The organism is Pseudomonas shirazensis (assembly GCF_050496565.1).
GTDB lineage: Bacteria > Pseudomonadota > Gammaproteobacteria > Pseudomonadales > Pseudomonadaceae > Aquipseudomonas > Aquipseudomonas shirazensis_A.
The window spans coordinates 69,827-94,901 of the sequence record NZ_JBNWAE010000010.1; the positions used below are offsets into that span (position 1 = coordinate 69,827).

22 protein-coding genes and 1 tRNA gene are annotated in these 25,075 nt (G+C 62.5%); 6 read left to right on the forward strand and 17 right to left on the reverse strand.

All coding sequences use genetic code 11. From position 1 onward, the window contains the following. Positions 1–192 precede the first annotated feature (192 nt). From ACQZ2L_RS15975 to bglX, 3 genes are all read right to left on the reverse strand, one after another. Complete coding sequence (locus tag ACQZ2L_RS15975) at positions 193–1,527, reverse strand: sigma-54-dependent transcriptional regulator (RefSeq protein ID WP_430326923.1); 1,335 nt, start codon at positions 1,525–1,527, stop codon at positions 193–195. Next, positions 1,521–3,278 carry a sensor histidine kinase gene (locus tag ACQZ2L_RS15980; protein ID WP_430326924.1) on the reverse strand — a complete coding sequence of 586 codons (1,758 nt, stop codon included), beginning with the start codon at positions 3,276–3,278 and terminating at the stop codon, positions 1,521–1,523. Before ACQZ2L_RS15980 ends, ACQZ2L_RS15975 begins: the two co-directional genes overlap by 7 nt. Positions 3,279–3,379: 101 nt before the next feature. Continuing rightward, positions 3,380–5,671: a beta-glucosidase BglX gene (bglX, locus tag ACQZ2L_RS15985; RefSeq protein WP_430326925.1), complete on the reverse strand. Its 2,292-nt coding sequence runs from the start codon at positions 5,669–5,671 to the stop codon at positions 3,380–3,382. Positions 5,672–5,890: 219 nt separating this feature from the next. Between bglX and ACQZ2L_RS15990 the strand changes: the two genes are divergently transcribed. Both ACQZ2L_RS15990 and ACQZ2L_RS15995 read left to right on the forward strand, forming a co-directional pair. Beyond that, positions 5,891–6,508: a TPM domain-containing protein gene (locus ACQZ2L_RS15990; RefSeq protein ID WP_430326926.1), complete on the forward strand. Its 618-nt coding sequence runs from the start codon at positions 5,891–5,893 to the stop codon at positions 6,506–6,508. Positions 6,509–6,605: 97 nt separating this feature from the next. After that, complete coding sequence (locus ACQZ2L_RS15995; RefSeq protein ID WP_430326927.1) at positions 6,606–7,832, forward strand: class I SAM-dependent methyltransferase; 1,227 nt, start codon at positions 6,606–6,608, stop codon at positions 7,830–7,832. Positions 7,833–8,310: 478 nt separating this feature from the next. Here the strand turns inward: ACQZ2L_RS15995 and ACQZ2L_RS16000 are convergent, their stop codons facing one another. Both ACQZ2L_RS16000 and ACQZ2L_RS16005 read right to left on the reverse strand, forming a co-directional pair. Continuing rightward, on the reverse strand, positions 8,311–8,667 hold the full coding sequence (locus ACQZ2L_RS16000) for a FecR/PupR family sigma factor regulator (protein ID WP_430326928.1): 357 nt from the start codon (positions 8,665–8,667) through the stop codon (positions 8,311–8,313). 51 nt (positions 8,668–8,718) lie between these two features. Further along, positions 8,719–9,735 (reverse strand): DUF4917 family protein, encoded by a 1,017-nt coding sequence (locus ACQZ2L_RS16005; RefSeq protein WP_430326929.1) that lies wholly within the window; start codon positions 9,733–9,735, stop codon positions 8,719–8,721. Between the two features lie 108 nt (positions 9,736–9,843). On the opposite strand from ACQZ2L_RS16005, the gene ACQZ2L_RS16010 reads away from it, so the two are divergent. Further along, positions 9,844–10,911, forward strand: coding sequence for a glycerophosphodiester phosphodiesterase family protein (locus ACQZ2L_RS16010; RefSeq protein ID WP_430326930.1), 1,068 nt, complete (start codon positions 9,844–9,846; stop codon positions 10,909–10,911). Here ACQZ2L_RS16010 and ACQZ2L_RS16015 read toward each other — a convergent pair. Next, the gene (locus ACQZ2L_RS16015; protein WP_430326931.1) at positions 10,905–12,623 is read right to left on the reverse strand and encodes a SulP family inorganic anion transporter; all 1,719 of its coding nucleotides are present in this window, start codon (positions 12,621–12,623) and stop codon (positions 10,905–10,907) included. The two genes, ACQZ2L_RS16010 and ACQZ2L_RS16015, sit on opposite strands and share 7 nt — an antisense overlap. Between ACQZ2L_RS16015 and ACQZ2L_RS16020 the strand changes: the two genes are divergently transcribed. Further along, complete coding sequence (locus ACQZ2L_RS16020) at positions 12,622–12,789, forward strand: hypothetical protein (RefSeq protein ID WP_430326932.1); 168 nt, start codon at positions 12,622–12,624, stop codon at positions 12,787–12,789. The genes ACQZ2L_RS16015 and ACQZ2L_RS16020 overlap by 2 nt on opposite strands. Before the next feature lie 49 nt (positions 12,790–12,838). On the opposite strand, the gene ACQZ2L_RS16025 is transcribed toward ACQZ2L_RS16020, so the two are convergent. From ACQZ2L_RS16025 to ACQZ2L_RS16045, 5 genes are all read right to left on the reverse strand, one after another. Next, positions 12,839–12,912, reverse strand: a tRNA-Gly gene (locus tag ACQZ2L_RS16025). Between the two features lie 154 nt (positions 12,913–13,066). Next, the gene (locus ACQZ2L_RS16030) at positions 13,067–13,951 is read right to left on the reverse strand and encodes an alpha/beta fold hydrolase (protein ID WP_430326933.1); all 885 of its coding nucleotides are present in this window, start codon (positions 13,949–13,951) and stop codon (positions 13,067–13,069) included. A 555-nt stretch (positions 13,952–14,506) separates the two neighbouring features. After that, positions 14,507–15,196, reverse strand: coding sequence for a pseudouridine synthase (locus tag ACQZ2L_RS16035; RefSeq protein ID WP_430326934.1), 690 nt, complete (start codon positions 15,194–15,196; stop codon positions 14,507–14,509). A 32-nt stretch (positions 15,197–15,228) separates the two neighbouring features. Next, positions 15,229–15,450 (reverse strand): cysteine-rich CWC family protein, encoded by a 222-nt coding sequence (locus ACQZ2L_RS16040; RefSeq protein WP_101321909.1) that lies wholly within the window; start codon positions 15,448–15,450, stop codon positions 15,229–15,231. After that, positions 15,443–16,933 carry a sensor domain-containing diguanylate cyclase gene (locus tag ACQZ2L_RS16045; RefSeq protein WP_430326935.1) on the reverse strand — a complete coding sequence of 497 codons (1,491 nt, stop codon included), beginning with the start codon at positions 16,931–16,933 and terminating at the stop codon, positions 15,443–15,445. The genes ACQZ2L_RS16040 and ACQZ2L_RS16045 overlap by 8 nt, the downstream gene beginning before the upstream one ends. 212 nt (positions 16,934–17,145) lie before the next feature. On the opposite strand from ACQZ2L_RS16045, the gene ACQZ2L_RS16050 reads away from it, so the two are divergent. Continuing rightward, positions 17,146–17,589 (forward strand): hypothetical protein, encoded by a 444-nt coding sequence (locus ACQZ2L_RS16050; RefSeq protein WP_186700802.1) that lies wholly within the window; start codon positions 17,146–17,148, stop codon positions 17,587–17,589. A 9-nt stretch (positions 17,590–17,598) separates the two neighbouring features. On the opposite strand, the gene ACQZ2L_RS16055 is transcribed toward ACQZ2L_RS16050, so the two are convergent. Next, on the reverse strand, positions 17,599–18,705 hold the full coding sequence (locus tag ACQZ2L_RS16055; protein WP_430326936.1) for an enoyl-CoA hydratase/isomerase family protein: 1,107 nt from the start codon (positions 18,703–18,705) through the stop codon (positions 17,599–17,601). Positions 18,706–18,835: 130 nt separating this feature from the next. Between ACQZ2L_RS16055 and ung the strand changes: the two genes are divergently transcribed. Continuing rightward, entirely contained in the window at positions 18,836–19,525 is a 690-nt protein-coding gene (ung, locus tag ACQZ2L_RS16060; RefSeq protein ID WP_430326937.1) for a uracil-DNA glycosylase, read from the forward strand. 39 nt (positions 19,526–19,564) lie between these two features. Here the strand turns inward: ung and ACQZ2L_RS16065 are convergent, their stop codons facing one another. From ACQZ2L_RS16065 to ACQZ2L_RS16085, 5 genes are all read right to left on the reverse strand, one after another. Next, positions 19,565–20,602 (reverse strand): AbrB family transcriptional regulator, encoded by a 1,038-nt coding sequence (locus ACQZ2L_RS16065; protein WP_430326938.1) that lies wholly within the window; start codon positions 20,600–20,602, stop codon positions 19,565–19,567. Continuing rightward, positions 20,595–22,109, reverse strand: a complete 1,515-nt coding sequence (locus ACQZ2L_RS16070) for a tripartite tricarboxylate transporter permease (protein ID WP_430326939.1) — start codon at positions 22,107–22,109, stop codon at positions 20,595–20,597. Before ACQZ2L_RS16070 ends, ACQZ2L_RS16065 begins: the two co-directional genes overlap by 8 nt. Positions 22,110–22,112: 3 nt before the next feature. Next, entirely contained in the window at positions 22,113–22,571 is a 459-nt protein-coding gene (locus ACQZ2L_RS16075; RefSeq protein WP_101321902.1) for a tripartite tricarboxylate transporter TctB family protein, read from the reverse strand. Positions 22,572–22,699: 128 nt separating this feature from the next. Continuing rightward, positions 22,700–23,680, reverse strand: a complete 981-nt coding sequence (locus tag ACQZ2L_RS16080) for a Bug family tripartite tricarboxylate transporter substrate binding protein (RefSeq protein ID WP_430326940.1) — start codon at positions 23,678–23,680, stop codon at positions 22,700–22,702. Positions 23,681–23,711: 31 nt separating this feature from the next. Further along, positions 23,712–25,001, reverse strand: coding sequence for an OprD family porin (locus tag ACQZ2L_RS16085; protein WP_430326941.1), 1,290 nt, complete (start codon positions 24,999–25,001; stop codon positions 23,712–23,714). Positions 25,002–25,075 lie beyond the last annotated feature (74 nt).

Consider the following 25,075-nt stretch of genomic DNA (forward strand, 5'->3'; position numbering starts at 1 on the left):
GGGGCGCTTTGCGCCCCTTTCCGACCGGTCCGGCGCTCCGGCAAGGCCGCTACAGACGGCGGCGCCACGGGGCCTTGCGGCTTTTCTGTAGGAGCGGCCTTGCGTCGCGAAAGGGCTGCAAAGCAGCCCCCGATCCCCAACAAGATAGGCAGATTCACGCCTATCCAATACCCCCAATAAGCAAGATTCCGCCTACTGACGTTCAAGAAAATCCTCCCGCACCAACCCATGCCGCTGCATCTTCTCGTTAAGCGTGCGCCGCGGCAGTTGCAACGCTTCCATCACCGCCTTGATCTCCCCGCCAGCCTGGCGCAGCGCCGCGCGCAAGCACTGCGCCTCGAACGCTTCCATCTGCTCAGCCAGCGACGGGCCTGCTGGGTCGCCGTCATGGCCGGCCGACGCCAGCCCCAAGGCATGCCGTTCAGCGGCATTGGCCAACTCGCGGACATTGCCCGGCCAGTCATGGCTGAGCAGCTGCGCCAACTGCGTACCGTTCAACGGCGGCACACTGCGCTGCAAACGCTCAGCCGCGGTACGGGCGAAATAGTCGAATAGCAGCGGGATGTCCTCGCGCCGCTCACGCAGCGGCGCCAAGCGCAGTTCAGCCACATTCAGGCGGTAGGCAAGGTCTTCGCGAAAACGCCCGGCGCGGGCCTCGACGAGCAGGTCCGGCTTGGTGGCGGCAATGATGCGCAGGTCGACGCTGATGCTCTGGTTGGCGCCCAGCCGCTCCAGCTTCTGCTCCTGGATCACCCGCAACAGCTTGGCCTGCTGGGCCAGCGGCATGCTCTCGATCTCGTCGAGGAACAACGTGCCGCCGTTGGCGTATTCCAGCTTGCCGATGCGTTTGCCCTGAGCGCCAGTGAAGGCACCGCTCTCATGCCCGAACAGCTCGGCCTCGAACAACGCCTCAGGAATCGCCGCGCAGTTGAGCGCAACGAACGGCTTGGCCGCACGCGGGCCAAAATCATGCAGGCAGCGGGCAACCCGCTCCTTGCCGCTGCCGGTTTCGCCGCGCAGCAGCACGTTGACCGGCAGGTTGGCCAGATCGAGCACTTGCCGGCGTAACTGCTGCAGGCCCTGGGACATCCCCAGCAGGGTGGTTTCCAGGCGCGCCTTGAGGTCGGCCTGCTCATGCAGGCGGCGGTTCTCCAGCACCAACTGGCGTTTTTCCAGAGCGCGGCGCAGGCTGCCGAGCAGATGCTGAGGGGTGAACGGCTTTTCCAGAAAGTCATAGGCGCCGTTGCGCATGGCCTCGACTGCCATCGGCACATCGCCGTGGCCGGTCAGCAGAATTACCGGCAAGTCCGGGTCGCGTGCCTGCAGCTCGGCCAGCAACTGCAGGCCGTCCACGCCAGGCATGCGCACATCGCTGATGATCACCCCGGGGAAATGCTCGGGCAGCTGTGCCAGGCATTCGTCGGCGCGGGCGAACAATTGCACGGCAAAGCCTGACAGGCCCAGCCACTGTTCCACCGCACTGCGGATGCTGGCTTCATCATCGACGACTATCACTGAGTTCAACATGCAGGCTCCAGGTCGCGTGGCAATATCAGGCTGAAGCGAGCGCCGCCGGGCAGGTTGTCGACCTGCAACTGGCCGCCGGCTTCGCGGACGATGCCATAGGAAATGGCCAGGCCCAGGCCAAGCCCTTCGCCTACCGGTTTGGTGGTGAAGAACGGATCGAAGACCTTGGCCAGGTCAGCTGCATCGATCCCGCCGCCGGAATCGAGCACGCTCAGGTGCCAGTCATTGGCGTGGTTCTCGATGCGAATCTCCAGCCGTTTGTAGCGTTTGTCGGCCATCGCATCGAGGGCATTGTGCAGCAGATTGATCAGCACCTGCTCAAGGCGAATGGCATCGCCGCGCACCCACGCTGGGCGAGCCAGGTACAGCGCTACTTCGACCTCTTCACTGCGGATGCGGGTATCGAGCAAGTGCAGCGCCTGATCGACCACCGTGGCCAGATCCAGCCGTTCGCGCAGGCCGCCAGGGCTGTTGCGGGCGAAGGTTTTCAGGTGGCTGGTGAGCGCGGCCATGCGCGTGAGCATCTGTTCCAGCGGCTCCAGCGCCTGGCGCGCTTCGTCATACCGGCCGTGGTCGAGCAACAGCCGCAGGGTTTCCAGTTGCATGCGCTGGGTGGTCAACGGCTGGTTGATCTCGTGCGCCAGCGCCGCCGACATCTGCCCCAGGGCGGCTAGCTTGGCCGATTGCACCAGGCCCTCCTGGGCTGTGCGCAATTGCCGGGTGCGCTCTTCGACCTGACGCTTGAGCGCCTCGCGGCTGCGCTGGCGCAAACGGGCCAGGCGCAGGCGCTGGCTGACGAACAGGAGCGCGAACACCAGGCTCAGCCAGATGGCGGCAGCGGCCAGCCCGGCGTTGCGCACGTCTTCACTGACCTGCGGCTTGCGCAGCAAATGCAGAGTCCAGCCCTCGCTAGGCAGTGGCAGGCTCTGCCACAGGTATTCGACCGGGCCATCAGGGCCTTGCACCCGGCTCAGTTGGCTGTGTTCGTCGAAGCGGGTCAGTGCCTGGTGTTGCAGCGCCAGCAGTGGCTGCTTGTCGTACTGGCGGGTGGCAGCCAGTTCGGCGCGGTCGGCGCCGGACAGCGGGGTCAGTTCGCGGTAACGCCAGCCGTCCTGATTGGCGATGAAGATGATCCCGCGGGCATCGCTGACCAGCAGCACATCGCTGCCCTGACGCCACTCGCGCTCAAGCTCGGGAAACTCCAGCTTGACCACCATCGCACCGAGGAAACGCCCTTGCAGGTCCTTGACTGCGCTGGAGAGGAAATAGCCCGGGATACCACTGGTGACGCCGACGGCATAGAAGCGCCCGCTGCCCTGGCTGCGGGTCTGTTTGAAATACGGTCTGAAACCGTAGTTGGAGCCGACGTAGGTGCTCGGTAGCCGCCAGTTGCTGGCCGCCACGGCCAGGCCGCTCTGGTCGAGCAATTCCAGGGTCGATGAGTTGGCCGCGCCGTTGATCCGCTCCAGCTTGATATTGAGCGCATGCTGAACCGCCGGCTCGACCGGCCCTGCCAGCGCCGCAATCAACTCCGGGTCCAACGCCAGCACCGCCGGCAGGGCACGATAACGTTCGATCAGGGTGTGCAGCGAGTTGGCATACAGGCCCAACTGCTGCGCCGCACGCTGGGCGTCGGTCTGCATCGAATGGCGTTTTGCGTGATGCATCGCCCAGCCTGCGCTGAGCGCAGTGCCGAGCAGGATCAGCAGCACGACCAGGCTCAGACGCAAGGCTCGAAACGAAGAAGGCATGGGGCGGTTCCTGAGAGGTTCAGCTGAGCCAGAGGTCGCCGCTGGCGGCCTTCATTGCAGGGTAATCACGCAATGAAGGTGCCGCAGCGCCAGGGACCGGGTTACTGCAATTCGAAGCTCTGCTGCTGCACCGCTTCAGAGTCCAGGCCAACCTGAACGTTGAACTGGCCGGGCTCGGCGACCCGCTGCAACTGGCTGTTGTAGAACTTCAGGTCATCCTCACTGATGTTGAAGCTGACAGTGCGCGACTCACCCGCCTTGAGCAGCAACTTGTGGAAGTTCTTCAGCTCTTTGACCGGGCGGCTCATCGATGCGCTGACGTCCTGCAGATACAGCTGTACCACCGTCTCGCCGTCACGCTTGCCGGTATTTTTCACGGTGACCTTGGCTTGCAAGGTGTCGCCGCGCTTCAGGGACTTGCTGTTCAGGCTCAACCCGGACAGTTCGAAGCTGGTATAGCTCAAGCCATAACCGAACGGATACAGCGGGCCATTGGGCTCTTCGAAGTACTGCGAGGTGTAGTTGCCCGGCTGCCCCGGTGTGTACGGCCGACCGATGCGCAGGTGGTTGTAATACATCGGGATCTGCCCGACCGAACGCGGGAAGGTGATCGCCAGTTTGCCCGACGGGTTGTAGTCGCCGAACAGCACGTCAGCGATGGCGTTGCCGCCCTCGGTGCCGCTGAACCAGGTTTCCAGCATGGCGTCGGCCTGTTCCCGTTCCCAGCCAATCGACAATGGTCGGCCATTCATCAGGACCAGCACCAGTGGCTTGCCGGTGGCTTTCAGCGCCTTGATCAGGTCACGCTGCACGGCGGGGATTTCCAGGGTGGTACGGCTTGATGACTCGTGCGACATGCCGCGCGATTCACCGACTACCGCCACGACCACGTCAGCCTGTTGTGCAGCCTTGACCGCTTCGTCGATCAACACTGCAGCAGGGCGCAGGTCGTCGACGATTTCCGGGGCATCGAAATTGAGGAAGTTCAGGTAGTCGACCATCGCTTTGTCGCCGCTGACGTTGGCGCCTTTGGCATAGATCAGCCTGGCCTGATCGCCAACGGCGCGACGCAGACCTTCACGCACGGTGACCGAGCGGTTTGGCCGGCCAGCGGCGGCCCAGCTGCCCATCATGTCGATCGGTGCATCGGCCAGAGGGCCGACCACGGCGATGGTGCCGGCCTTGCGCAGGGGCAGGGTCTGCTGGCGGTTTTCCAGCAGCACCAGGCTGCGCCGGGCGACATCCCGAGCGGCGTCACGGTGCAGGCGCTCGTCGGCATACACGTCCTTGGGGTCGTCCTTGGCCTGGCCGATACGCAGGTAAGGGTCTTTGAACAGGCCCATCTCGTACTTGGCACCCAGCACTTCGCGCACGGCCTGGTCCAGTTCGGCCTGGGTCACTTCGCCCGACTTGACCAGACCCGGCAGTTCTTCGGCATACAGCGAGTCGTTCATGCTCATGTCGATGCCGGCCTTGATCGCCAGCTTGGCGGCTTCGCGGCCGTCCTGGGCGACGCCGTGGCGGATCAGTTCCTGAATCGCGCCGTGGTCACTGATGGTGACGCCCTTGAAGCCCCAGTCCTTGCGCAGCAGGTCGTTCATCAGCCAGGTATTGGAGGTGGCCGGCACGCCGTTGATCGAGTTCAGCGCGACCATCACGCCGCCTGCGCCGGCATCGAGGCCGGCGCGGTACGGCGGCAGATAGTCGTTGTACATTTTCGGCAGGCTCATATCGACCGTGTTGTAGTCGCGCCCGCCCTCAACCGCGCCGTACAGGGCGAAGTGCTTGACGATGGCCATGATGCTGTCCGGGTTGGCCGGGCTGCTGCCCTGCAACGATTCGACCATGACCTGGCCGATCCGCGAGGTCAGGTAGGTGTCTTCGCCAAAGCCTTCGCTGGTACGGCCCCAGCGCGGGTCACGGGCGATGTCGACCATCGGTGCAAAGGTCATGTCGATGCTGTCGGCAGCCGCCTCAGCGGCCGAGGTGCGACCGACCTTGGCGATAGCCTGCATGTCCCAGGTGGCCGCCAGGCCCAGGCTGATCGGGAAGGTGGTGCGGTGACCGTGAATCACGTCATAGGCGAAGAACATCGGGATCTTCAGGCGGCTGCGCATGGCGGCGTCCTGCATCGGCCGGTTCTCGTCGCGGGTGATCGAGTTGAAGGTGCCGCCGATGCGCCCGGCCGCAATTTCTTCGCGGATCTTCTCGCGGGGCATTTCCGGGCCGATGCTGATCAGGCGCAACTGGCCGATTTTCTCGTCGACGCTCATCTGGCTGATCAAGTGCTCGATGAATGCCTGCTTGTCCTGCAGGGGCGGGGCAGCAGTGGCGGCAAACGTTGCCTGACTGGCGAAGGCCATGGCCAGGCCGAGCATGGACAGTTTCATCATCAATTCCGTATTCGAGGCCTGCGTCATGGCCACACTAATGTGTGTGGCCGAAGGGTTCAGGCGGCTATTGTTCTTGGCCAAAGGCGATCGTTGGTTGATCGGCCCTACAGCATTGGCGGCTGCGGTGGATTATGCCTGATGTCTGGTAGTTGTTGAGATACACTCGCGCCAGCCCGGTGCCGGGACAACAACTATAAGAACGATCGAGAGACCAACGGCATGAGTGTGTTTAGCGAATATGAGCAACGGCTGGTCGCCGAAGCGATAGCCCGTGCTGAACGGCGTACCGACGTCGAGCTGGTCAGCGTGCTGGCGCGGCGGGCGGACGAGTTTGCCTACCTGCCGCTGTTTTGCGCGGCGCTGCTGGCATTGCTGTTGCCAGGGCTGCTGCACTTACTGGTTGGCTGGCCAAGCGTGCGCGGCCTGCTGGTGGCGCAACTGCTGATTTTCGTTGCCCTGTGCCTGCTGCTGCGCCATCCACGGCTGGGTCATCGGCTGGTGCCAAGGCGCGTGTGCCAGCGCACTGCGCTGAGCCTTGCGCGCCAGCAATTTCGAGCCCTTGAACGGCAACGTGATCATGGCACCGGCAGCGTGCTGATCTTTGTCAGCCAGGCCGAGAACTTTGTAACGATTCTGACCGACCGCGGCATTGAACAGCACTTCGACCCGCATGTACGCGCCGCGTTGATTGCCCGCTTTACCGAACAGGTCCGCCAGGGCCAGGCCCTGCAGGGCTTTATCGAGTGCATCGACGCCTGTGCCGAGCAGCTCAGCCGACCCTTGCCGGCCACCCAGCGACGCAACCAACTGCCCAACCGACTGGTGATCCTCGAGTGACCACGGCTGTCGAGAAAACTTCGCGAAGGCCGGGCGGCAACGTAGAATGCCGGCCACTGCGCACTGCGCTCCCGGTTATTCGAGGCCCCACCGTCCCATGTCTGCCACGCCTTCCACTTCGTCTGCGGCTGATCCGCTTGCCCAGTTCCTGCGTCTGCTGGCCGACTCGCTGGAGGCCGGCAGCCTGGCTAAGCTGGTGCTGGCCAAGCATGTTGGCGCCGAGCAAAGCCTGCAGCGGATCATTGCCAAGCCGCTGCTGATCAAAGGCCAGGCCAGTCTGTCCCTGGTCTATCGCTATGAGACCCGCGACATCACCCGCAATCTACCCAACGAGCAAGCGCAGGCGCTGGTCGCCGAGCTGCTGCCGGCGAGCTTTCGCAACGCCCACCTGTTCACCAGCGAAGGTGAAGTGCAGTTGGCCTTCAGCAAAAAGGGCAAGCCGATGCTGCAGCGCCACCTCGCGCAGCCAGCTCGCGAGGCAGCTCCGGCAGGGCATGACCGCGAGAAGAAACGCTACCTGCACCTGACCCGGCCGTTTTTACGTGATCTGGGCGTTACCGACGCGCAGGCCGCGTTGATCCCGTCGATGTCGCGCAAGTGGAAGCAGATCAACAAGTTCATCGAAGTCTTCGACCATGCCCTCAGCAGCGCACCACTGGCTGCCGAGCAGCCGCTGAAAGTTGCCGACTTTGGTTCAGGCAAGGGCTACCTGACCTTCGCCATGCACGACTACCTGAGCAACACCCTTGGCCGCCAGGCGCAGGTGACCGGCGTCGAGTTGCGCCCGGACATGGTCGAACTGTGCAACGCCGCAGCGGCACGCCTGGAGCACCCGGGCCTAGTGTTCGAGTGCGGAGACGTACGCAGCGTGGTGCCCGCCGCCATCGACGTGATGATCGCCCTGCATGCCTGCGATATCGCCACCGACTACGCCATCCATACCGGTATCCGCTGCAACGCCGCGATCATCATGTGCTCGCCGTGCTGCCACAAACAGATTCGCCCACAACTGCAAAGCCCGGGCTTGCTGCAGCCGATGCTGCAATACGGCCTGCACCTCGGCCAGCAGGCCGAAATGCTCACCGACAGCCTGCGCGCGCTGTACCTGGAAGCCTGCGGCTACGAGACCAAGGTGTTCGAGTTCATCTCGTTGGAGCACACCAACAAGAACAAGATGATCCTTGCGGTCAAGCGCAAGCAGCCGGTGGATGCCACGGCGCTGCTGGAGAAGATCGCCGAGCTCAAGCGCTTTTATGGGGTTAAGGAGCACTGCCTGGAGACGTTGTTGCAGGGGGATGGGTTGATTGCTGGTGTGGGTGATTAAGCCACAGTGGGCTAAGGCTCAAGCAGTGTCATTTTTTGTAGGACTATTCCCAAGTGTGTGCGTCGGACACCTGCTTAGGTCTGTCCACCTGTAGTGTTATCGCTGCATCGCTGTTCAGCGTTGCAGTGAAGAATGCGCAGAGGGATATGAAAGTGGTCGAATACGTATTCATACTCCGATATCAATTCGATCATCAAGACACCGATGCTCTGCTGGAGCGTTTGGGTGCTTCGAACTGTGGCGATGCGATAGTCGGAATCGGACAGGCAGGCCGACTGGCACTTGAGTTTGCGCGCAAGGCTGGATCCGCAAAGGATGCAGTGCATAGCGCCCTTATGGACGTGCGACAAGTATTACCGCAGGCGCGGCTTATAAGTGCGACTCTACCGGCATAGCTAAGGTGGCCATGAGATTCGGCGTGGTCCGCGCGTCTGGGCAATCAAGTGGCTAGGCTGAATGAATTCTTCCAGCGAGCTGTTTAGTTAGCCACCGGGAGCAGCTGACTTGTCGAGTGGCTCCGTACATGTAAAAAAAGCCCGTGGGCTTCCGGGCTTGCGGTCATAACGGCACAGGCCATACCCACTGCAGCAATCATCACCAGCCGCCGTGGTGATCGCTGCGCCACAGGCGCGGACGGATGGGCGGCCTGCTTGAGCGCTTCCAGGTCTTGCCACAGGTGTTCGAGCTGGCGATAGGCGCGGGCGTGCTCTGGGTCGCGCAGCCATTGCTTGAACGCCTTGCGATTGTGCCTTGATGAATCATAGCGATTGCGCACCAGCCAGCCTGCGGCCTGAGCATCGATCGAATCTGCCTCGAAATCGTCTAGCGGGTTCATCTGCCGGGTTCCTGCGCTTGTCACTGTCGGGTGCTGTCGCACACTCGCTGGTCAGCGCCGGCGGGCGAAGTCGACAGGCACTTCGACTGCCAGGTCTGGGGCGCCGAGCAGATGACTGCTGGCGTCGAAGAAATGCACCGAGGTCTCGGGCATATCGCCGAAACGCTGCAGAAAGTGCTGCTTCTGGTTGATGATCGACGCCTCGCTCAAGGGGCGAATGGCAATGCACAGATGAGCCGGGCGGGCCTGGCGGATGGCATCGAGCAGGTGTTGATCCGTGCTGTCCAGATGCTGGCCGAACAGGCACAGGCCCTCTCGTTCGCTGGCCAGCTGGCCAAGGCCCCAGCTCAGGTAATCCGAACTGCGAATGGCGCGCAGCTTGTGCTCGCTGCGGTCTTCATTGATGAACAGCGGCACCTCGCCAGGGATATTCACGGCAAAGCCGTCAAGCAACTCGCCGTTCTCGGCGCTGCGTTGGCGCGTGCTGCCGTCTGGCAGCTTGAGCAGGTGCAGTCCACCGTGCAGGTGCAATACCCGAGTGCCCTCGGCGTGAGTGCGGCGGACGTCGAAAAACCCTTCTTCGTCGAACAGCGCAGCAAAGCCTTCGGGCGCTTGGCGTACTGCCCAAGGCACAAGCAGATCGTAGTTGCTGGTGTAGACGCTGCGGTAGGCTCTGAGCGCCTGATTGATCGCACTCAGGTTGGCGCTGGGCAGCAGCGGCCAGGGGATGTGCACCGAGCGGATCGCGTGAATCAATGCTTCCTTGATCGAGTAATAGCGATTGAGCGGCGCAGTCGAATTGATCGCCAGGGCGGCGTTGGCCCGCACGGTGGTGTTGAGCGTGCTCAGCAGCGGCTCGAACAGCTCGCTGGCCAAGGCTTTGAACAAGGCCTGGTCACTGACGCCCAGGCCTTTGTGGCGTACCTTCTGTGCCTGCTCGAACAACGAAAAATAACCAAACGGCTTCCACAGTGCACGGCTGGCGCCGTTGCCCAGGAGCAGGGCCTGGCACGGCTGGCGTTGCTCGAGCTCGGGCCAGGAAGTCAGATGGGCGTCAACTGGGGGCATGCGGGGTCCGTGGTTTGGCAGGGAAACACCGCGACTTTAGCATGTCACGCCGATGTGCTGTATTCACCTGCTCAGCACCGTCAGCCGCTTAACTGTAAGGAAGCGACCATGAACTCTCGCCTGTACCTGTTCGGCCTCTTGCTGCTGGCTACTTGGGGTGGCGCCAATGCCGCCGAGGGCGAGCGCCTGGCCCGTGCCGTGAATATCCCCTATCCAGCGGTGATCGCTCACCGGGGTGCATCATTTGATGCACCGGAGTCGACGGCACCTGCCTACTTGCTGGCGCGGGATCTGGGCGCTGACTATCTGGAACTGGACCTGCAACGCAGCAGTGATGGCGTGCTGGTGGTCGTGCATGACGACGTGCTGGCGCGTACCAGTGACGTTGCCGAGCGTTTCCCTGAGCGCGCCAGCAGCCCGGTCAGTGCGTTTACCCTGGCTGAACTGAAATCACTCGATGCCGGCAGCTGGTTCAATCGGGCTTATCCCGAACGCGCTCGCGCGGCGTTTTCCGGCTTGCAGATATTGACCCTGGATGAGGTGATCGATGTCGCCGAGGGCAATCCCGAGCGCCAGCCTGGGCTGTACATCGAGACCAAGCTGGCCGGGCAGTTTCCTGGCATCGAGCAGGACCTCGCCGCGCGCCTGCAGGCTCGCGGCTGGCTCGACCAGACGGGGCGCGTGGTGTTGCAGACTTTTGACCGCAACAGTCTGGGCCTGCTCCACACGGTCATGCCGCAGGTACCCAAGGTGCTCTTGCTGTGGGTTGGCAAAGGCAGCATCGAACCGGCCTCCGGGCAGTCGTTTGCCGAGTCAGGCGAGCAGGACAAGGCGGCGTTTTACGCGCGTCAGCAACCTCGCGATCGCGCTGAATACGAGCGCTGGATCGACCTGGCCAAGAACGCCGGAGCGGTCGGCATTGGCCCATCAGCAACGCGCAGCAGCCTGGGTGAGCAGAGTTATGCCGACCTGATCCAGCCCTGGATGAACCAGCTCAGCCATCAGCGTGGCTTGCTGGTGCATGTATACACGCTCGATCAACCGGTCGATTTCGGCAAGGCCATGCAGGCCGGCGTTGATGGCATTTTCACTAACCGCAGCGGGGCCTTGCTGCGCTTTTATCAAAGGCCTGCCGCCCAGACTGAACAGCAGCTGTTGCAAGGGCTTGGTTACTGAGCTGGCGCTTCGCGCTGTGGTGCAGACGCCTGGCGTTCCCGGTTGCTCCACACGCGATAGGCACGAATACCGGCGCGCACTGAGCCAAACAGCAGCTTGTCTTCCATTTCCCGGGCCATGCCCGAGCGCACCAGCATGCGCAAGAACGTCCCTCGCGCCCGCGCGATGGCGAAATGGATACCTTGCGCGGCGAGGGTGTCGCGTACTTCACGCAGGGCCGCGATACCGCTGACATCGATGCTGCTCACCGCTTCGGCATCGAACAGCACCGCGCGCGGCTGGCTGTCGCGCTGCACCGCCTCAAGCAGGCGCATCTTGAAGTAGTCGGCGTTGAAGAACAGGATCGCGTCATCGAAGCGGTACACCACCAGGCCCGGCACCGTGCGTGCGTCGGGGTGTTGCCGGACGTCGACCTGGCCTTCGATCCCCGGAGCCCAGCCCAGCACGGCATCGGTGGGTTGATAGATGCTGTAGAGCAAGCGCAGGATGGCCAGGGTCACCGCGAAGATGATCCCGGGCAGCACGCCCAGGCCAAGCACACCAATCGTGGTCAGCAGGCACAGCCAGAACTCGAAGCGGCTGAGCCGGTAGATCTTGCCCAGCGAACGCACATCGATCAGCCCCCAGCCGGCCATCAGCAGCACGGCGCCGAGCACCGCCTGTGGAATCCAGGCCATGGGCGCGGTGAAGAACAGCAGAATCAGCGCAATCACCAGCGCGGCGATGATGCCGACCAGCTGGCTTTTGCCACCGACCATGTCGTTGACCGCCGTGCGCGAGTCGGCACCGCTGATGGCAAAGCCCTGGGAGAACCCGGCAGCCAGATTGCTCACACCCAAGGCAACGAACTCATGATTGGCATTGATCGCATAGCCATGCCGCGCGGCAAAGCTGCGTGCCGTGAGCATTGCACTGCAAAAGCTCACGGTGGCGATCCCGAGGGCATCGCGCAGCAGGCTCTTGGTTTCTGCCAGAGAGCTCTGCGGCCAGGCCAGCTGGGGCATGCCGCCGGGCACCGGGCCGAGGATGGCGACGCCAAGATGGTCCAGGCCAAACACCCCCGCAATCAAGGTGAACAGCACTACGGTCACCAGCGCTCCCGGCAGGCGCGGGTAGCGCCTTGGCAACCCGATCAGCAGGCCCAACCCAGCCAGACCAATCACCAGTGTCAGCCAGTGGATTTCACCCAGGCGCTGGGCGAAGTTGATCAGGCTGAGGATAAAGCCGTCCCCTTCGATCTTGAAGCCAACCACTTTGCTCAACTGGCCGGCGATCAGGCTCAGGCCGATACCATTGAGGTAACCGATCAGGATCGGTCGCGAGAAGAAACTGGCGATGAACCCTGCGCGGGCCACCCCGGCGGCAATCAACATGACCCCGACCAGCACGGTGACGATCACCGACAGCTCGGCAATCCGCTGTGGATCACCCAGCGCCAACGGCGCCACGGCCCCGGCGATCATGGCGCAGGTGGCGGCGTCGGGGCCGACCATCAACTGCCGAGAGCTGCCGATCAGGGCGTAGACGATCATCGGCAGCACGCAGGCATACAGCCCATATTGCGGCGGCAGGCCAACAATCTGCGCATAGGCGATAGCGATCGGGATCTGGATCGCGGCCACTGACAAGCCAGCCTGCACGTCGGCGTGCAACCACTCGCGGCGGTAATGCAGCAGGTTGGCCAGGCCCGGAAGCCAGCGGGAGAGAAACATGCGCAGTCCTTTGGAAATGTTTCACACAAAGCACGAGCTTATCCGCCTGCTGCGGCTGCTGTGCAAGCTTTTTGCGCGCAGCGCGTTGCAGCCGACAAGGGCCGGCAAGGTCTGCAGCAAATCGATGGAAGGGCAGAAACGAAAAAAGGAGCCAAGGCTCCTTTAGACAGGCTATGACATTGCGCAAATGTCATGCGGTGCAACGGTGGACGAGGTGGAGCGGGTAGAGGGAATCGAACCCTCGTCGGAAGCTTGGGAAGCTACTGTTCTACCATTAAACTATACCCGCTTTACGCGTACATCCTTGCCAGCGAAGCGGCGTGCGCTTTGCAGCTCGACTTTGTACCAGAACCCTCTGGTGAATAAAAGCCCAGCCTTGAAATTTAGCTGTCCGGCGGCTTGTTGCGCGTGGCTGTGGCACGGGCAAAAGCACGCCGGCAGGCTCAGATCGCCAATGCATGCTGGCCCTGCACATAGTGACTGCGCGGGCGCGGCTCGCGTTGGCTCGGTTTGAGGAAACCGAGCATGGCGCTGCGTTGTGCATCGCTGGCGGTCTTGTGCTCCATGTCGAGGAAGTGCCCGGCGCCGTTGATCACGCTGAAGTGGCTCTGGTCGACATGACGGCCAAACTGGCGAGCGTCGTCGGCGGTGGTGTACTCATCGCGATCACCGTTGATGAACAGTACCGGGATGGCAATGTTGGCCGCGCTCTTCAGGGCCCGCTCCAGGTCATGCTGCAGCACCTGGTTGATGTGAAACAGCATCTGCGCATATTCATGGCTGTCGAGGCTGCTGACGTGCCGGTAGTTGAAGCGCTTGAACAGCGACGGCAGGTGCTTGCCGATGGTGTCGTTGACCAGGTTGCCGACCTGGTAGCGATCGCAGGCAGCGAGGTATTCGCAGCCGCGCTCGAGGTAGTCGCGCATCGGTTCGTTGATCACTGGCGAGAATGAGCTGACGATGGCCTTCTTCACCAGTCGCGGCTGGTGCGCCAAGGCCAGCAGGGTGCAGGCGCCACCCCAGGAAAACGAGGCGACGTGGTCGGCCTGAAAGTGCTCGATCAGCTCCAGCAGGATGTGCGCCTCGGTTTCCTTGGTCAGCAGCCGCTCGTGGTGATTGTGCGGCTTGGACTTGCCGGCATAGGGCTGGTCATACAGCACTACGTTGAATTGCGGGTGCAGGCTGCGCACCGTCTGAGCGAAAGAAGCCGTGGTCGCCAGCGATCCATTGATCAGGATGATCGTCTTCTCGGCGCCGTCGGCGCGATGCAACTCCGTGTAAACCCGATACTGACCTTGGATATCAAGTACAGCGATTTCTGGCCTCATGTCATCGACTCCTGGCGCAAAAAGGGTATTCGCGTCACCTAGGGTGCACGTTCTTTATGACAGGTAGGCATACGCCTGAAGAGGTTACAGAGCCCGGTGTCGATCCTTCGCACACGTGTCGACGCTGTTGTTGTAGGCGGGGCAATCTGCCGTGCCCCCAAGGTAGCGAGACCGTGGGTGGCCAGCAAAAAGGTGTCTTGGACTGCAGGTGTGACTGGGGAGTCACATGCGGACTGACGATTTCGATTCAAGCAGCCTGAAGCTATTCCCGCAAGTGCCGTTGAGCAATTGCTGAATAAAAACGCTCGGCGGTCTGACTTGGTGATACTCGGTGTTTACAGCCATCCCTTCCCTCTGATTTGAGATTGCTGGGGCCGCTGCGCAGCCCATTCCGACCGGTCCGGCGCCCCGGCAAGGCCGCTCCTACGCCGGCTGCGCAACGCCAAGGCAACGCGGTCAAATGTAGGAGCGGCCTCGTGTCGCGAAAGGGCCGCAAAGCGGCCCCAGCAGACTCAAGCCGAGAATCAATTCCGAAGACCTTGAAAGAGATGCTGTTTACAGCGCGATTTCGTCGGCTGTCAGCGGCCGGAATTCGCCAGGGGCCAGCTCAGGGTCGAGCTGGATGCCGCCCATCGACTCGCGATGCAGGCCAACGACCTTGTTCTGGAAGTAGCCAAACATGCGCTTCACCTGGTGATAGCGGCCTTCGACAATCGCCAGCCTGGCCAGCCGAGGGCCGAGTACATCCAACTGGGCGGGCAAGGTGGTGAGGTCTTCGAAGGCGAAGTAGAAGCCCTCGCTGAACTTGGCCGGGTAGTGCGCGCCGATCTCGTCTTCGGTCTCTACGCGATAGACCTTCGCCAGTTTCGTGCTGGGCTGGGTCAGGCGCCGCGACCACTGGCCATCATTGGTCAGCAGGAGCAGCCCGGTGGTGTTGAAGTCCAGCCGCCCGGCGATATGCAGGTCAGCGCGCAGCTCGGCCGGGAGCAGGTCGAGCACGGTCCGGTGCTGCGGGTCGTGGGTGGCGCTGACACAGCCGGCCGGCTTGTGCAGCATCAGGTAGCGCGCCGGGCGACCGACCTGATGCACCTGCTGATCGACCTCGACCCGGCTGAACTCGCGAACCTCGTGCAGTGGGTCGGTGCAGACCTGGCCATCCACACGCACACGCTGCTGGGCCAGCAGCAGGCGCACCTGCTGGCGGTTGTAGCAGGGCAGATTGGCGAGGAAGCGATCGAGGCGCATGGTGGCAACAGCACAGGAATTGGCCGCGCAGTTTACCCAATTGGCGGCTGTTGCGCCGCTTTGAGCTGGTCGTCCACCGCCGCGCAGCGCGGGCACAGGCAGGCTTTGTTGCGCAGTTCGGCGGGCAGGGCGGCGAGTACTGCCGGGTCGATGCTGACGCTGAAGCACCAGCAGTTCTGCGTGGCGCTGCGTGGATCAGCCAGGCTGCAGCCGTTGCTTGCGCCGCAGGCGGGGCAGGATTGTGGGTCAGGCATGGACTGCTCCGGGCATCTCGCTGCAGACGCGATTGCGTCCGCCCTGCTTGGCCCGATAAAGGGCATGGTCGGCACGGGTCAGCAAACTGTGCAAACTGTCGTCGGGTTGCAGTGCACTGAGCCCGATGCTGGTGGTCAGGCGCAGCGGTTGGTCGTTGTAGCTGAAGATCAACTGCTCGGTGCGGCGGCGGACCTTCTCGGCGACATCGATGGCCTGGCGGCCTTCGGTCTCGCGCAGCAGCACGATAAACTCTTCCCCGCCCCAGCGGCAAAGGATATCCGACTGGCGCAGGCTACCCTGTAGCACGTTGGCAAACTGGCGCAGCACTTCATCGCCGGCCAGGTGGCCATGGGTGTCATTGAGCAGCTTGAAGTGATCAAGGTCGATCAGCAGGGCAACCAGCGGCGCATTTTCGCGTTTGGCTTGCTGCAGTGCCTGCCCGGCCAAAAGGTCAAAGCTGCGGCGGTTGGGCAGGCCGGTCAGGCTGTCCAGCGTGGCCAGCGACTCGATGCTTTGCTGATGGCGTTTGACCATCGCATGCAGCAGCGACAACACCACCAGGGTGATCATGGCGCAGATCGCCAGGTTCAGGTACAGCGACTGGCGGACCCGGTCCAGCGCGCCGCTCTCACGTTTGTCGACCAACAAGTACCAGTCCAGTTCGGGGATGGGCCGCACGTTGAGAAAGTGGCTGTGGCCTGCTTCGTCCTGATATTCGTGGCTGCCAGGCGAGGGCACCGCCATGCGCGCCAGTAGCGTCTCGAAGGCTTTGCTGTCGGCCAGCTGCTGGCCTGCGCGCAGGCCATGCATGCTGCCGTCCGAGCCGGTCAGGATGACTTTGCCGTTGGCATCGGTGAACAACACGGCGCGCTGATAGCGTTGCTGATAAGCGTCGATCAACTCGACCACAGATTCGACACTCAGGCCGACCCCGGCTGCGCCGATGAAGCGCTGGTCATAATCGAGCACGCGGTAATTGATGAATACCGTGAGCTTGTCATGGTTGGCCATGTCCAGATCGACGTTGATCTCGTAAGGCGCCTGCGACTCGCGCACGCGGTAATACCAGGCATCGCGCCAGGCATCCGGCTTGACTTGCTTGAGCACGCCCTTGGCCTGGTAATAGGTATGGCTGCGCTCGGAGACGAAAAACGCGGTGCAGGTGTTCTGCTGGCTGAGGATTTCATCCAGATAGCGAGTGATCCGCTCTGGCTCCTGCTCGCCGGCCAGCACCCAGTCACGCAGGAAGGTGTCCTGCGCGATCATCGATGAGATCAGCACCGGCCGGATCAGATCCTTCTGGATTTCCGAGTAGACGGTGTCTGAGGTCAGCGGCAGTTCGGTATTGACGATGCCATCACGGATTGCGCCACGCGAGGAAAAGTAGCCGAGCAGAGACGTGGCAAGAAAACCGCAGGCCAGCAGAATCAGCAGCGCGAGGATCAGCGAGCGCTGCGAGAACAGGGCGGAACGTGACGGCATGATCTTCCCGTGATGTGTGCCAGTGGCGACATTCTAGAGAGCTGGCGGGAAAATAACTGCATGTTTTTCAGGGTTACCTGAGTTGTTGCAAATCTTTACACATACCGCACTGGATCGAGTTGTGAGTGTCTTAACCCATGTCGATATTCGTTTGCCGATCGACGCCCGCCAGCGCCGCTGTGTCGGGCACCTCAGCGGTCCAGGAGGCCGCCATGTCCTATCGAATCCCAATCATTGTCCTGCTCGCAGTGTTGACCAGCGCCTGTACGCCTTATTACGCCGGCGGCGGGTATTCTCGCTCGCAGTACTACAGTGGTGAGCGTTACGGTTATCCCGGCTACCAGCGCTACGAGCGTGACTATTACGTAGTGCCGCAGCCCCGTTACTACTATCAGCCTGCACCGCGCTATTACCGCCCGGCACCGGCGCCGCATTATCGGCCGCAACCGCGTCCAGGGATGAACCAGCAGTGGTACGGCAACCCACGCAACGATTACGGTAATCGGCAGCGTTACGAATACCGTCGTGACCGAGAGCGGCATGATTACCGCAACGATGACCGTCGATCGCAGGAAGGGCGTTGGCATTCAAGGGGCCATGGCGACCGTGATCGGCGCCCGGATGGCGGGCGCGATGATCGCAATCGGCATCGCTGAAGCCCTGCCCTAGACGTGATCGGCCAGCGGATGGCGGCCCTCCCAGGCTTTGGCAAAGTGCGCCTCGACCACCGCCGCTGGCACTTGGGCCACATCCGGCCAGTGCCAGCGCGGTGTGTTGTCCTTGTCAATCAATCGCGCCCGCACGCCCTCGCTGAATTCAGGATGCCGACAGCAATTCAGGCTCATCGCATATTCCATCTGCAGCGCCTGCAACAGCGACATGTGCCGTGCTCGCTGCAATTGCGCCCAGACCAGATGAGCACTGAGCGGGCAACCGTCGTGCAGGCGCTGCCCGGCAGCCGCCAACAACGGGTCACTGTGCTGGCGCAGGCTGGTGATAGCGCGCCAGGCGGCAACCGGATCTGCCACATCCAGCACCTCGTCGATCAGTGCTCGCCGCGGCAACCACTGCGCCTGTGGCAGGTCTGCAAGGGCGCGGTGCTGCTGGCACTTGAGCAGGCTGTTCAACTGCAAGGCGGTTTGCTCCTGCCAGTTCAACTGCAGCAGTTCATCAATCAATGCTGCCTGCTGTTGTTCGCCTAGGAATCGATCGGCCAGGCCCAGGTCCAGCGCATCACGGGCGTTGATCGGCGACCCGGTCAGGCCGAGAAACAACCCTAGCTTGCCTGGCAGACGGCTTAGGAACCAACTGGCGCCTACGTCCGGGTACAGGCCTATGCTGATCTCCGGCATGGCCAGCCGACTGCTCGGCGTCACGAGGCGGACCCCAGCGCCTTGCAGCAGGCCCATGCCTCCGCCCAGCACGTGGCCGTGGCCCCAGCACAGCAATGGCTTTGGATAACAGTGCAGGGCATAGTCCAGGCGGTACTCGGCGGCGAAGAACTGCCTGGCCAATACCGGCACCTGGCCCGGTTGCGCGCGGCATTGATCGACCAGCGCACGTACGTCGCCACCGGCGCAAAACGCCTTGGCACCGTTACCGCGTAACAGTACGCAGACGATACCAGGATCACTCGCCCACTCGCGCAGCAGCGCCTCGAGCTGCTCGATCATCGCCAGGCTCAACGCGTTGAGGGATTTCGCTGCATCCAGTGTGGCGATGCCGATTCGCGCACCGTCGACGCCGGTTAGTACTTCGCTGGTTACGGCCATGAACTACCTCGCACAGGTCATCCGCTCAGTATGGTCGGCTCTGCTGCAGGCTGCCGGTCGTCGGTCGGATCGATTGACAAGCTCGGGCAGCTTTCCTAGTGTCGCGCCCCTCAGTTTCAGGACCACACCGATGACCGACGACGACCGCATCAAGCTTGAGCCCAGCTGGAAGGAAGCGCTGCGCGCCGAGTTCGAACAGCCCTACATGCAGCAGCTGCGCGAGTTCCTGCGCCAGGAGTACGCCGCCGGCAAAGAGATTTATCCGCCGGGACCGCTGATCTTCAACGCCCTCAACAGCACGCCGCTGGACCAGGTGAAAGTGGTCATCCTCGGCCAGGACCCTTACCACGGCCCAGGTCAGGCGCATGGCCTGTGCTTCTCGGTCCAGCCAGGCGTACCGACGCCGCCATCGCTGGTGAATATCTACAAAGAGTTGCAGCGTGACCTGAACCTGCCAATTCCTGCCCATGGCTATCTGCAGAGTTGGGCAGAGCAGGGCGTGCTGCTGCTCAACACGACCATGACCGTGCAGCGGGGCAATGCCGCATCGCATGCCAAGAAAGGCTGGGAGTCGTTCACTGACCGGATCATCCAGCTGGTCAGCGAGCGGCAATCGAATGTGGTTTTTCTGCTGTGGGGCGCACATGCCCAGAGCAAGCAGAAGTTGATCGACGGCACCAAGCACCTGGTGCTCAAGTCGGTGCATCCGTCGCCGTTGTCGGCTTATCGAGGGTTTATCGGCTGCGGGCATTTCAGCCATGCCAACCGCTTCCTGCAGCAGCACGGCATGAAACCTGTGGAGTGGGCGCTGCCTGCGTGACTGCCTGAATGGGCGTTAGTGGGGCGCGCGCTGCGCCCCTTACTGGTTCTGATCCCGCGCATTCCACAGCCGAAACAATGGTTCTGCCAAAAACAGCACAAACAGCAAGCGCATCACCTGCATCGCTGTCACCAACGGTACCGACAACTGCAGGGTCTCCGCCGTAAGGCTCATCTCGGCGATCCCCCCAGGCATCATGCCCAACGTCAGCGAACGCAAGTCCAGCTGGCTCAGGTTGCTCAAGCCCCACGCCGCAAGTGCTGCAATCACCATGCTCAAGGCGGTAGCCAGCAAGGTGCGGCCCAGAAACGACGGCGCGCGGCGGAAGAACGCCCGGTTGAAGTGACAGGCAAGGCCACTGCCGATCAACCACTGGCCCATCTGGCTGGCGCCATCCGGCAGGGTGATCTGCAAATCAGCCGCCAGGCTTACCGTTGCCGCCACCAACAATGGCCCGAACAGCCATGGATTGGGTTGGCGCAACCGTTGCCAGCCATACCCGACCAACACCGCCATCGGCGTGATCAACGCCAGCCAGCCCCAATCGACACTGCTGGCATGGCTGACCGGCACGCCATCACCGAGCAGCAGCTTGAACAGGGCAGGGACGCACAGTACCACCGCCAACACACGCAAGCTCTGCGCCGCAGCAACCTGGCTGAGCACCGCGCCATTGCGCGCACCGAGGTTGACCATCTCACCGGAGCCGCCCGGCATGCTGGCAAAAAACGCAGTCGCGCGGTCTTCCCCAGTGCGCCGTAGCAGCCACACACTGATGACGCTGGAGGCGGTGGTGAACAGCGCCCCGAACAGAATCAGGCCGAAGTGCCCGGACACCTGTTCGATGATCGCCGGGGTGAAGTGCAGGCCGATACCAACGCCGATGATCCACTGGCCGCATTTACGGCCGTTGGGGATTTCCGGCAACTGCCAGGGGGTCAGGCAACGTACCAGGATGATCGCCAGCAGCGAGCCGACCATCCACGGCAAAGGCCAGCCGACCTTGCTGGCGAGAAATCCGCCAGCAAGACCGACCAGCCCGGTTGCCCAGAACAGCGGCAACGATCGATCAGGCATCCGCAACAGCCCGACGTTGCAGGCTGCGGCGGCGCCAGATGCGCAGCAGCGGCAGGCACAGCATGCAGATGGTCAGGCCCCACACGCTCATGCTGATCGGGCTCGAGTAGAGAATGCCCAGCTCACCGTTGGAGATGGACAAGGCGCGACGCAGGTTCTGCTCCATCAGCCCACCGAGGATGAACCCGAGCAGGATCGGCGACAGCGGGAAGTCCAGCTTGCGCAGGATGTAACCCATGATGCCGATACCGACCATCAGGAACAGGTCGAAGGTGGTCGCATGCACGGCGTACACGCCGATTGCGGTGATGATGGCGATCACCGGCACCAGCGCCCAGTTCGGCACGGCGAGGATGCGGGTGAAGATGCGGATCATCGGGATGTTGAGGATCACCAGCATGATGTTGGCGATGAACAACGAGGCGATCAGGCCCCAGACGATGTCGGGTTGCTGTTCGAACAGCATCGGCCCTGGGGTGATGTTGTACAGGGTCAGTGCACCGATCATGACCGCAGTGGTGCCCGAACCGGGTACGCCGAGGGTCAGCATCGGCACCAGTGCACCACAGCAGGAAGCGCCGATGGCGGTTTCCGGTGCTGCCAGGCCACGTGCATCGCCCTTGCCGAACTTGCCGCTGGTGCCAGCGATTTTCTTCTCGGTCATGTAGGCAACCGCGCTGGCTAGAGTTGCGCCGGCGCCGGGCAGTACGCCCATGATGAAACCGAGCAGGCCGCAACGGATGTTCACCGCGAATACCGAAGCCGCTTCCTTGAAGTTGAACAGCATGCGCCCGGTGGCTTTTACCGCCTGGTGGCCATGATGGGTTTTCTCCAGCAGCAGGAGGATCTCGCTGATCGAGAACAGGCCCAGCACCAGCACCACGAACTGAATGCCGTCAGCCATGTGCACGCTGTCGCCGGTGAAGCGGTACACGCCGCTGTTGGCATCGATACCAACTGCCGACAGGAACAGGCCGATCAACGCCGCGATAAACGTCTTCAGTGGCTTGTCGCCGGCCATACCGCCCAGGCAGACAATGGCGAACACCATCAGCACGAAGTATTCAGCGGGTCCGAAGGCAATCGCCCACTTCGCCAGCAACGGCGCGAACAGGACCATGCCGCAGGTGGCGATGAAGGCACCGATGAACGAGCTCCACGCCGACAGCGACAGCGCGACCCCAGCCAGACCCTGGCGAGCCATTGGGTAACCGTCGAGGGTGGTCATCACGGTCGAAGCTTCGCCCGGGATGTTGAGCAGGATCGAGCTGATCCGGCCGCCGTATTCGCAACCCAGGTACACCGCGGCCAGCAGAATCAAGGCAGATTCAGGCGGCAGCCCCAGGGCAAAGGCGATCGGGATCAGCAACGCCACGCCGTTGATCGGGCCCAGGCCCGGCAGCAGGCCGACTACGGTGCCGATCAGGGTGCCGCACAGGGCGGTAACCAGGTTGTACGGGCTCAAGGCGACGCCGAAGCCCTGGCTGAGATAGCCTAAAGTATCCATCTGTCAGTTCTCCAGCACGTCAAGCAGGCCAAGGGGCAGGGGTACGTCCATCACGCGATCGAACAGCCAGTACAGCAGCACGCTCATCGCCACCACTACCACTGCGCTGTGCAGCCAGCGGCCGCCATACAGGCGCGCCATCGGCACGCCGATCAATACCGCACTGACGATGAAGCCCAGGCTCTCGAAGGTGGCGGCGAACAGGATCAGCAAACCGGTGCAGATCGCAATCTTGATCAGGGTCGGGCGATCCAGCGGCGGCTCATCCTCTTTATGCACGATCGGCGTCGGCCGAATCGCCAGGTACAGCAAGGCCAGGCCCATCAGGCCAAGCATCAACAACGGGAAGGCGCGCGGGCCCACCGGTTCGTAGGAAAACGCGGCCTGGTAGGGCCAGGCCATCACTGCCAGGACGGCACACACCGCCAGCAGGATCAGGGCAAAAATGCGTTGCAGGATCATGGAGAAATCCTCGAGAGGGCTGCCTTGCTGCAGTTTTGCGGGAGCGGTTCTACCCGCGCAGGCGTTGGTTTTTACACCGATGCCTGCGCGGGCTGACCTGCTTCAACAGGTGCTGCAGCTGTAGGGTGTTACTGAATCAGGCCGAATTCCCGGGCCAGGGTCTTGTAGTCGGCAACCTGCTTCTTGACGTAGGCGTCCAGCTCCGGCCCGGTCAGGGCGAACGGGAACAGCTCGCGCTGGTCACGCAGCTTGGCGAAATCCTCGGAGGTCAGCAGCTTGTCGAACGCTTCTTTCCACCAGGCGTAGTCCTCGTCGCTGACTTTTGGCCCCAGGTAGAAGCCACGTACCACTGGCCAGACGATGTCGTAGCCCTGTTCCTTGGCCGTCGGGATGTCCTTCATTTCCGGCTCGTCGAGACGGTTCTCGGCGAACACGGCGAGGATGCGCATGTTGCCGCTCTGAATGTGCGGCATGGAGTCGGAGATATCGGTGGAGCCAACCTGAATGTGGCCGCCGAGCAATGCCGTGGCGATTTCGCCGCCGCCTTCCAGGGCAACGTAGCGCAGGTCACGCGGGTTGATCCCGGCGGCCTTGGCGATCAGCGCGGTCTGCATCCAGTCCTGGCTGCCGACGGTGCCGCCGGAGCCGATCACCACTTTGCTTGGGTCTTTTTTCAGTGCGGCTACCAGGTCAGCCAGGTTTTGGTAAGGCGAGTCCTTGTTCACCGCGATGGCGCCGTAGCTGGTGCCCACGGCGGCCAGCCACTTCACTGCGTTTTCATCGAAACGACCGAACTTGCCCTGGGCCAGGTTCAGCAGCGAACCACTGGACCAGGCCACCAGGGTGCCGGCATCGCCTGGGCGCTGGGCGACCACGGCGTTGTAGGCAACCGCACCGACGCCGCCAGGCATATAGGTAACGCGCATCGGTTTGCTGAGGATCTTCTCGTTGACCAGGGCGCTTTGCACCAGCTTGCAGGTCAGGTCGAAGCCGCCGCCGGGCGAAGCCGGAGCGATACATTCAGGGCGTTTCGGTTCAGCAGCCAGTGCTTGACCGGCCAACAGCAGGCAACCGGTAGCGAGGACGAGGCGGCGCAGGGAAAAGTTCATCGTCTATCTCCGTAAGTATTGTTGTTATGGGTTACCACAGGGCCACGCTGTAGCTCACCAGCAGCCGCACTTCGTCGGCGTCGCGGGCAAAATTCGAGCGGAAGGTGGCGTTACGCAGACGCACCGCGACGTTTTTCAACGGCCCGGTCTGGACTACGTATTTGAACTCGGTGTTGCGCTCCCACTCCTTGCCTTCGCTGCCATCGGCGCGGCTGACGTTGTCGCCACTGAGGTAGCGGGTCATGAAGGTCAGGCCGGGAATGCCCAGGGAAGCGAAGTTGTAGTCGTAACGCAGCTGCCAGGAGTGCTCGTCGGCACCGGCAAAGTCGTTGATCTGGACGAAGTTGACCAGGTACGGGTCGGCGCCATCGACGTAGGGGAAGGCGCTGTCGCCCGAGACGTGCTGATAAGCGCCGCTGAGCTTGTGGCCATCGAGGGCGTAACTGAGCATGCCGTTGGCGGTGGTGTTGTCGATCTTGCCGGCGCGGGCCTGGCCCTGGTCGTCACTGATCGCCAGGCGCAGGTCGGCGCCGAAGGTGCCCGGGCCCCACGGCTGGGTTGCGACCATGCCAACGAAGTGCTGACGGTAGATGTCGTCGAGCTGGGCAACGTGGTAGCTGCCGGTGATGCGGTCGGTGAATTTGTAGTCAAGGCCGGCCAGGTCATAGTTGTCGGCGGCAAAGGTCCCGCCGAAACGGCCGTTCTTGTTGTTGAGGGCGATGTCTTCCCAATTGGTATCGTTGCGGTCCTTGGCTTTTTCCAGGCGCCCGGCGGTAACGGTCAGGTTGCTGATGTCGTTGGAGGTCAGCAGGCCGCCCTGAAAGGTCTGCGGCAGGATCCGCCCATCGTTGGGCTGCAGGGTCGGCAGTTCAGGGATCAGCGAGCCAACTTTGAGCTCGGTCTTGGAGATCTTGACCTTGCCGGTCAGGCCCAGCTTGGAGTACTCGTCGGCGGCCTTGCCGTCGTCATGGGTCGGCAACAGCCCGGTGCCGGTGCGGTCTTCGCTGGAGTCGAGCTTGATCCCGACCATGCCCAGTGCGTCCAGGCCAAAGCCGACAGTGCCCTCGGTGTACCCGGATTCGAAATTGAGCATGAAGCCCTGCGCCCACTCGTCACGTTTGGACTGCTGGCTGCTGGTGCCGTCACGAAAATCACGGTTGAAGTACATGTTGCGGGTTTCGAAGGTGGCGCTGCTGTCTTCGAAGAAGGCTGCCTGGCTGACAGGCGCGATACCGGCGAGCGCAAGGGCGCTGGCAATGGCAGTGGGGCGAGGACGAATGGAACGGGTAGGCGCGAACGCCTGCGGCTGTGATGACAGCATCGTCGAGTGACTCCGTTTATTGTTTTTATTGGTCTGCACCTTGCTGGTGCTTGTGGACGCTCGGGGCATCCTTG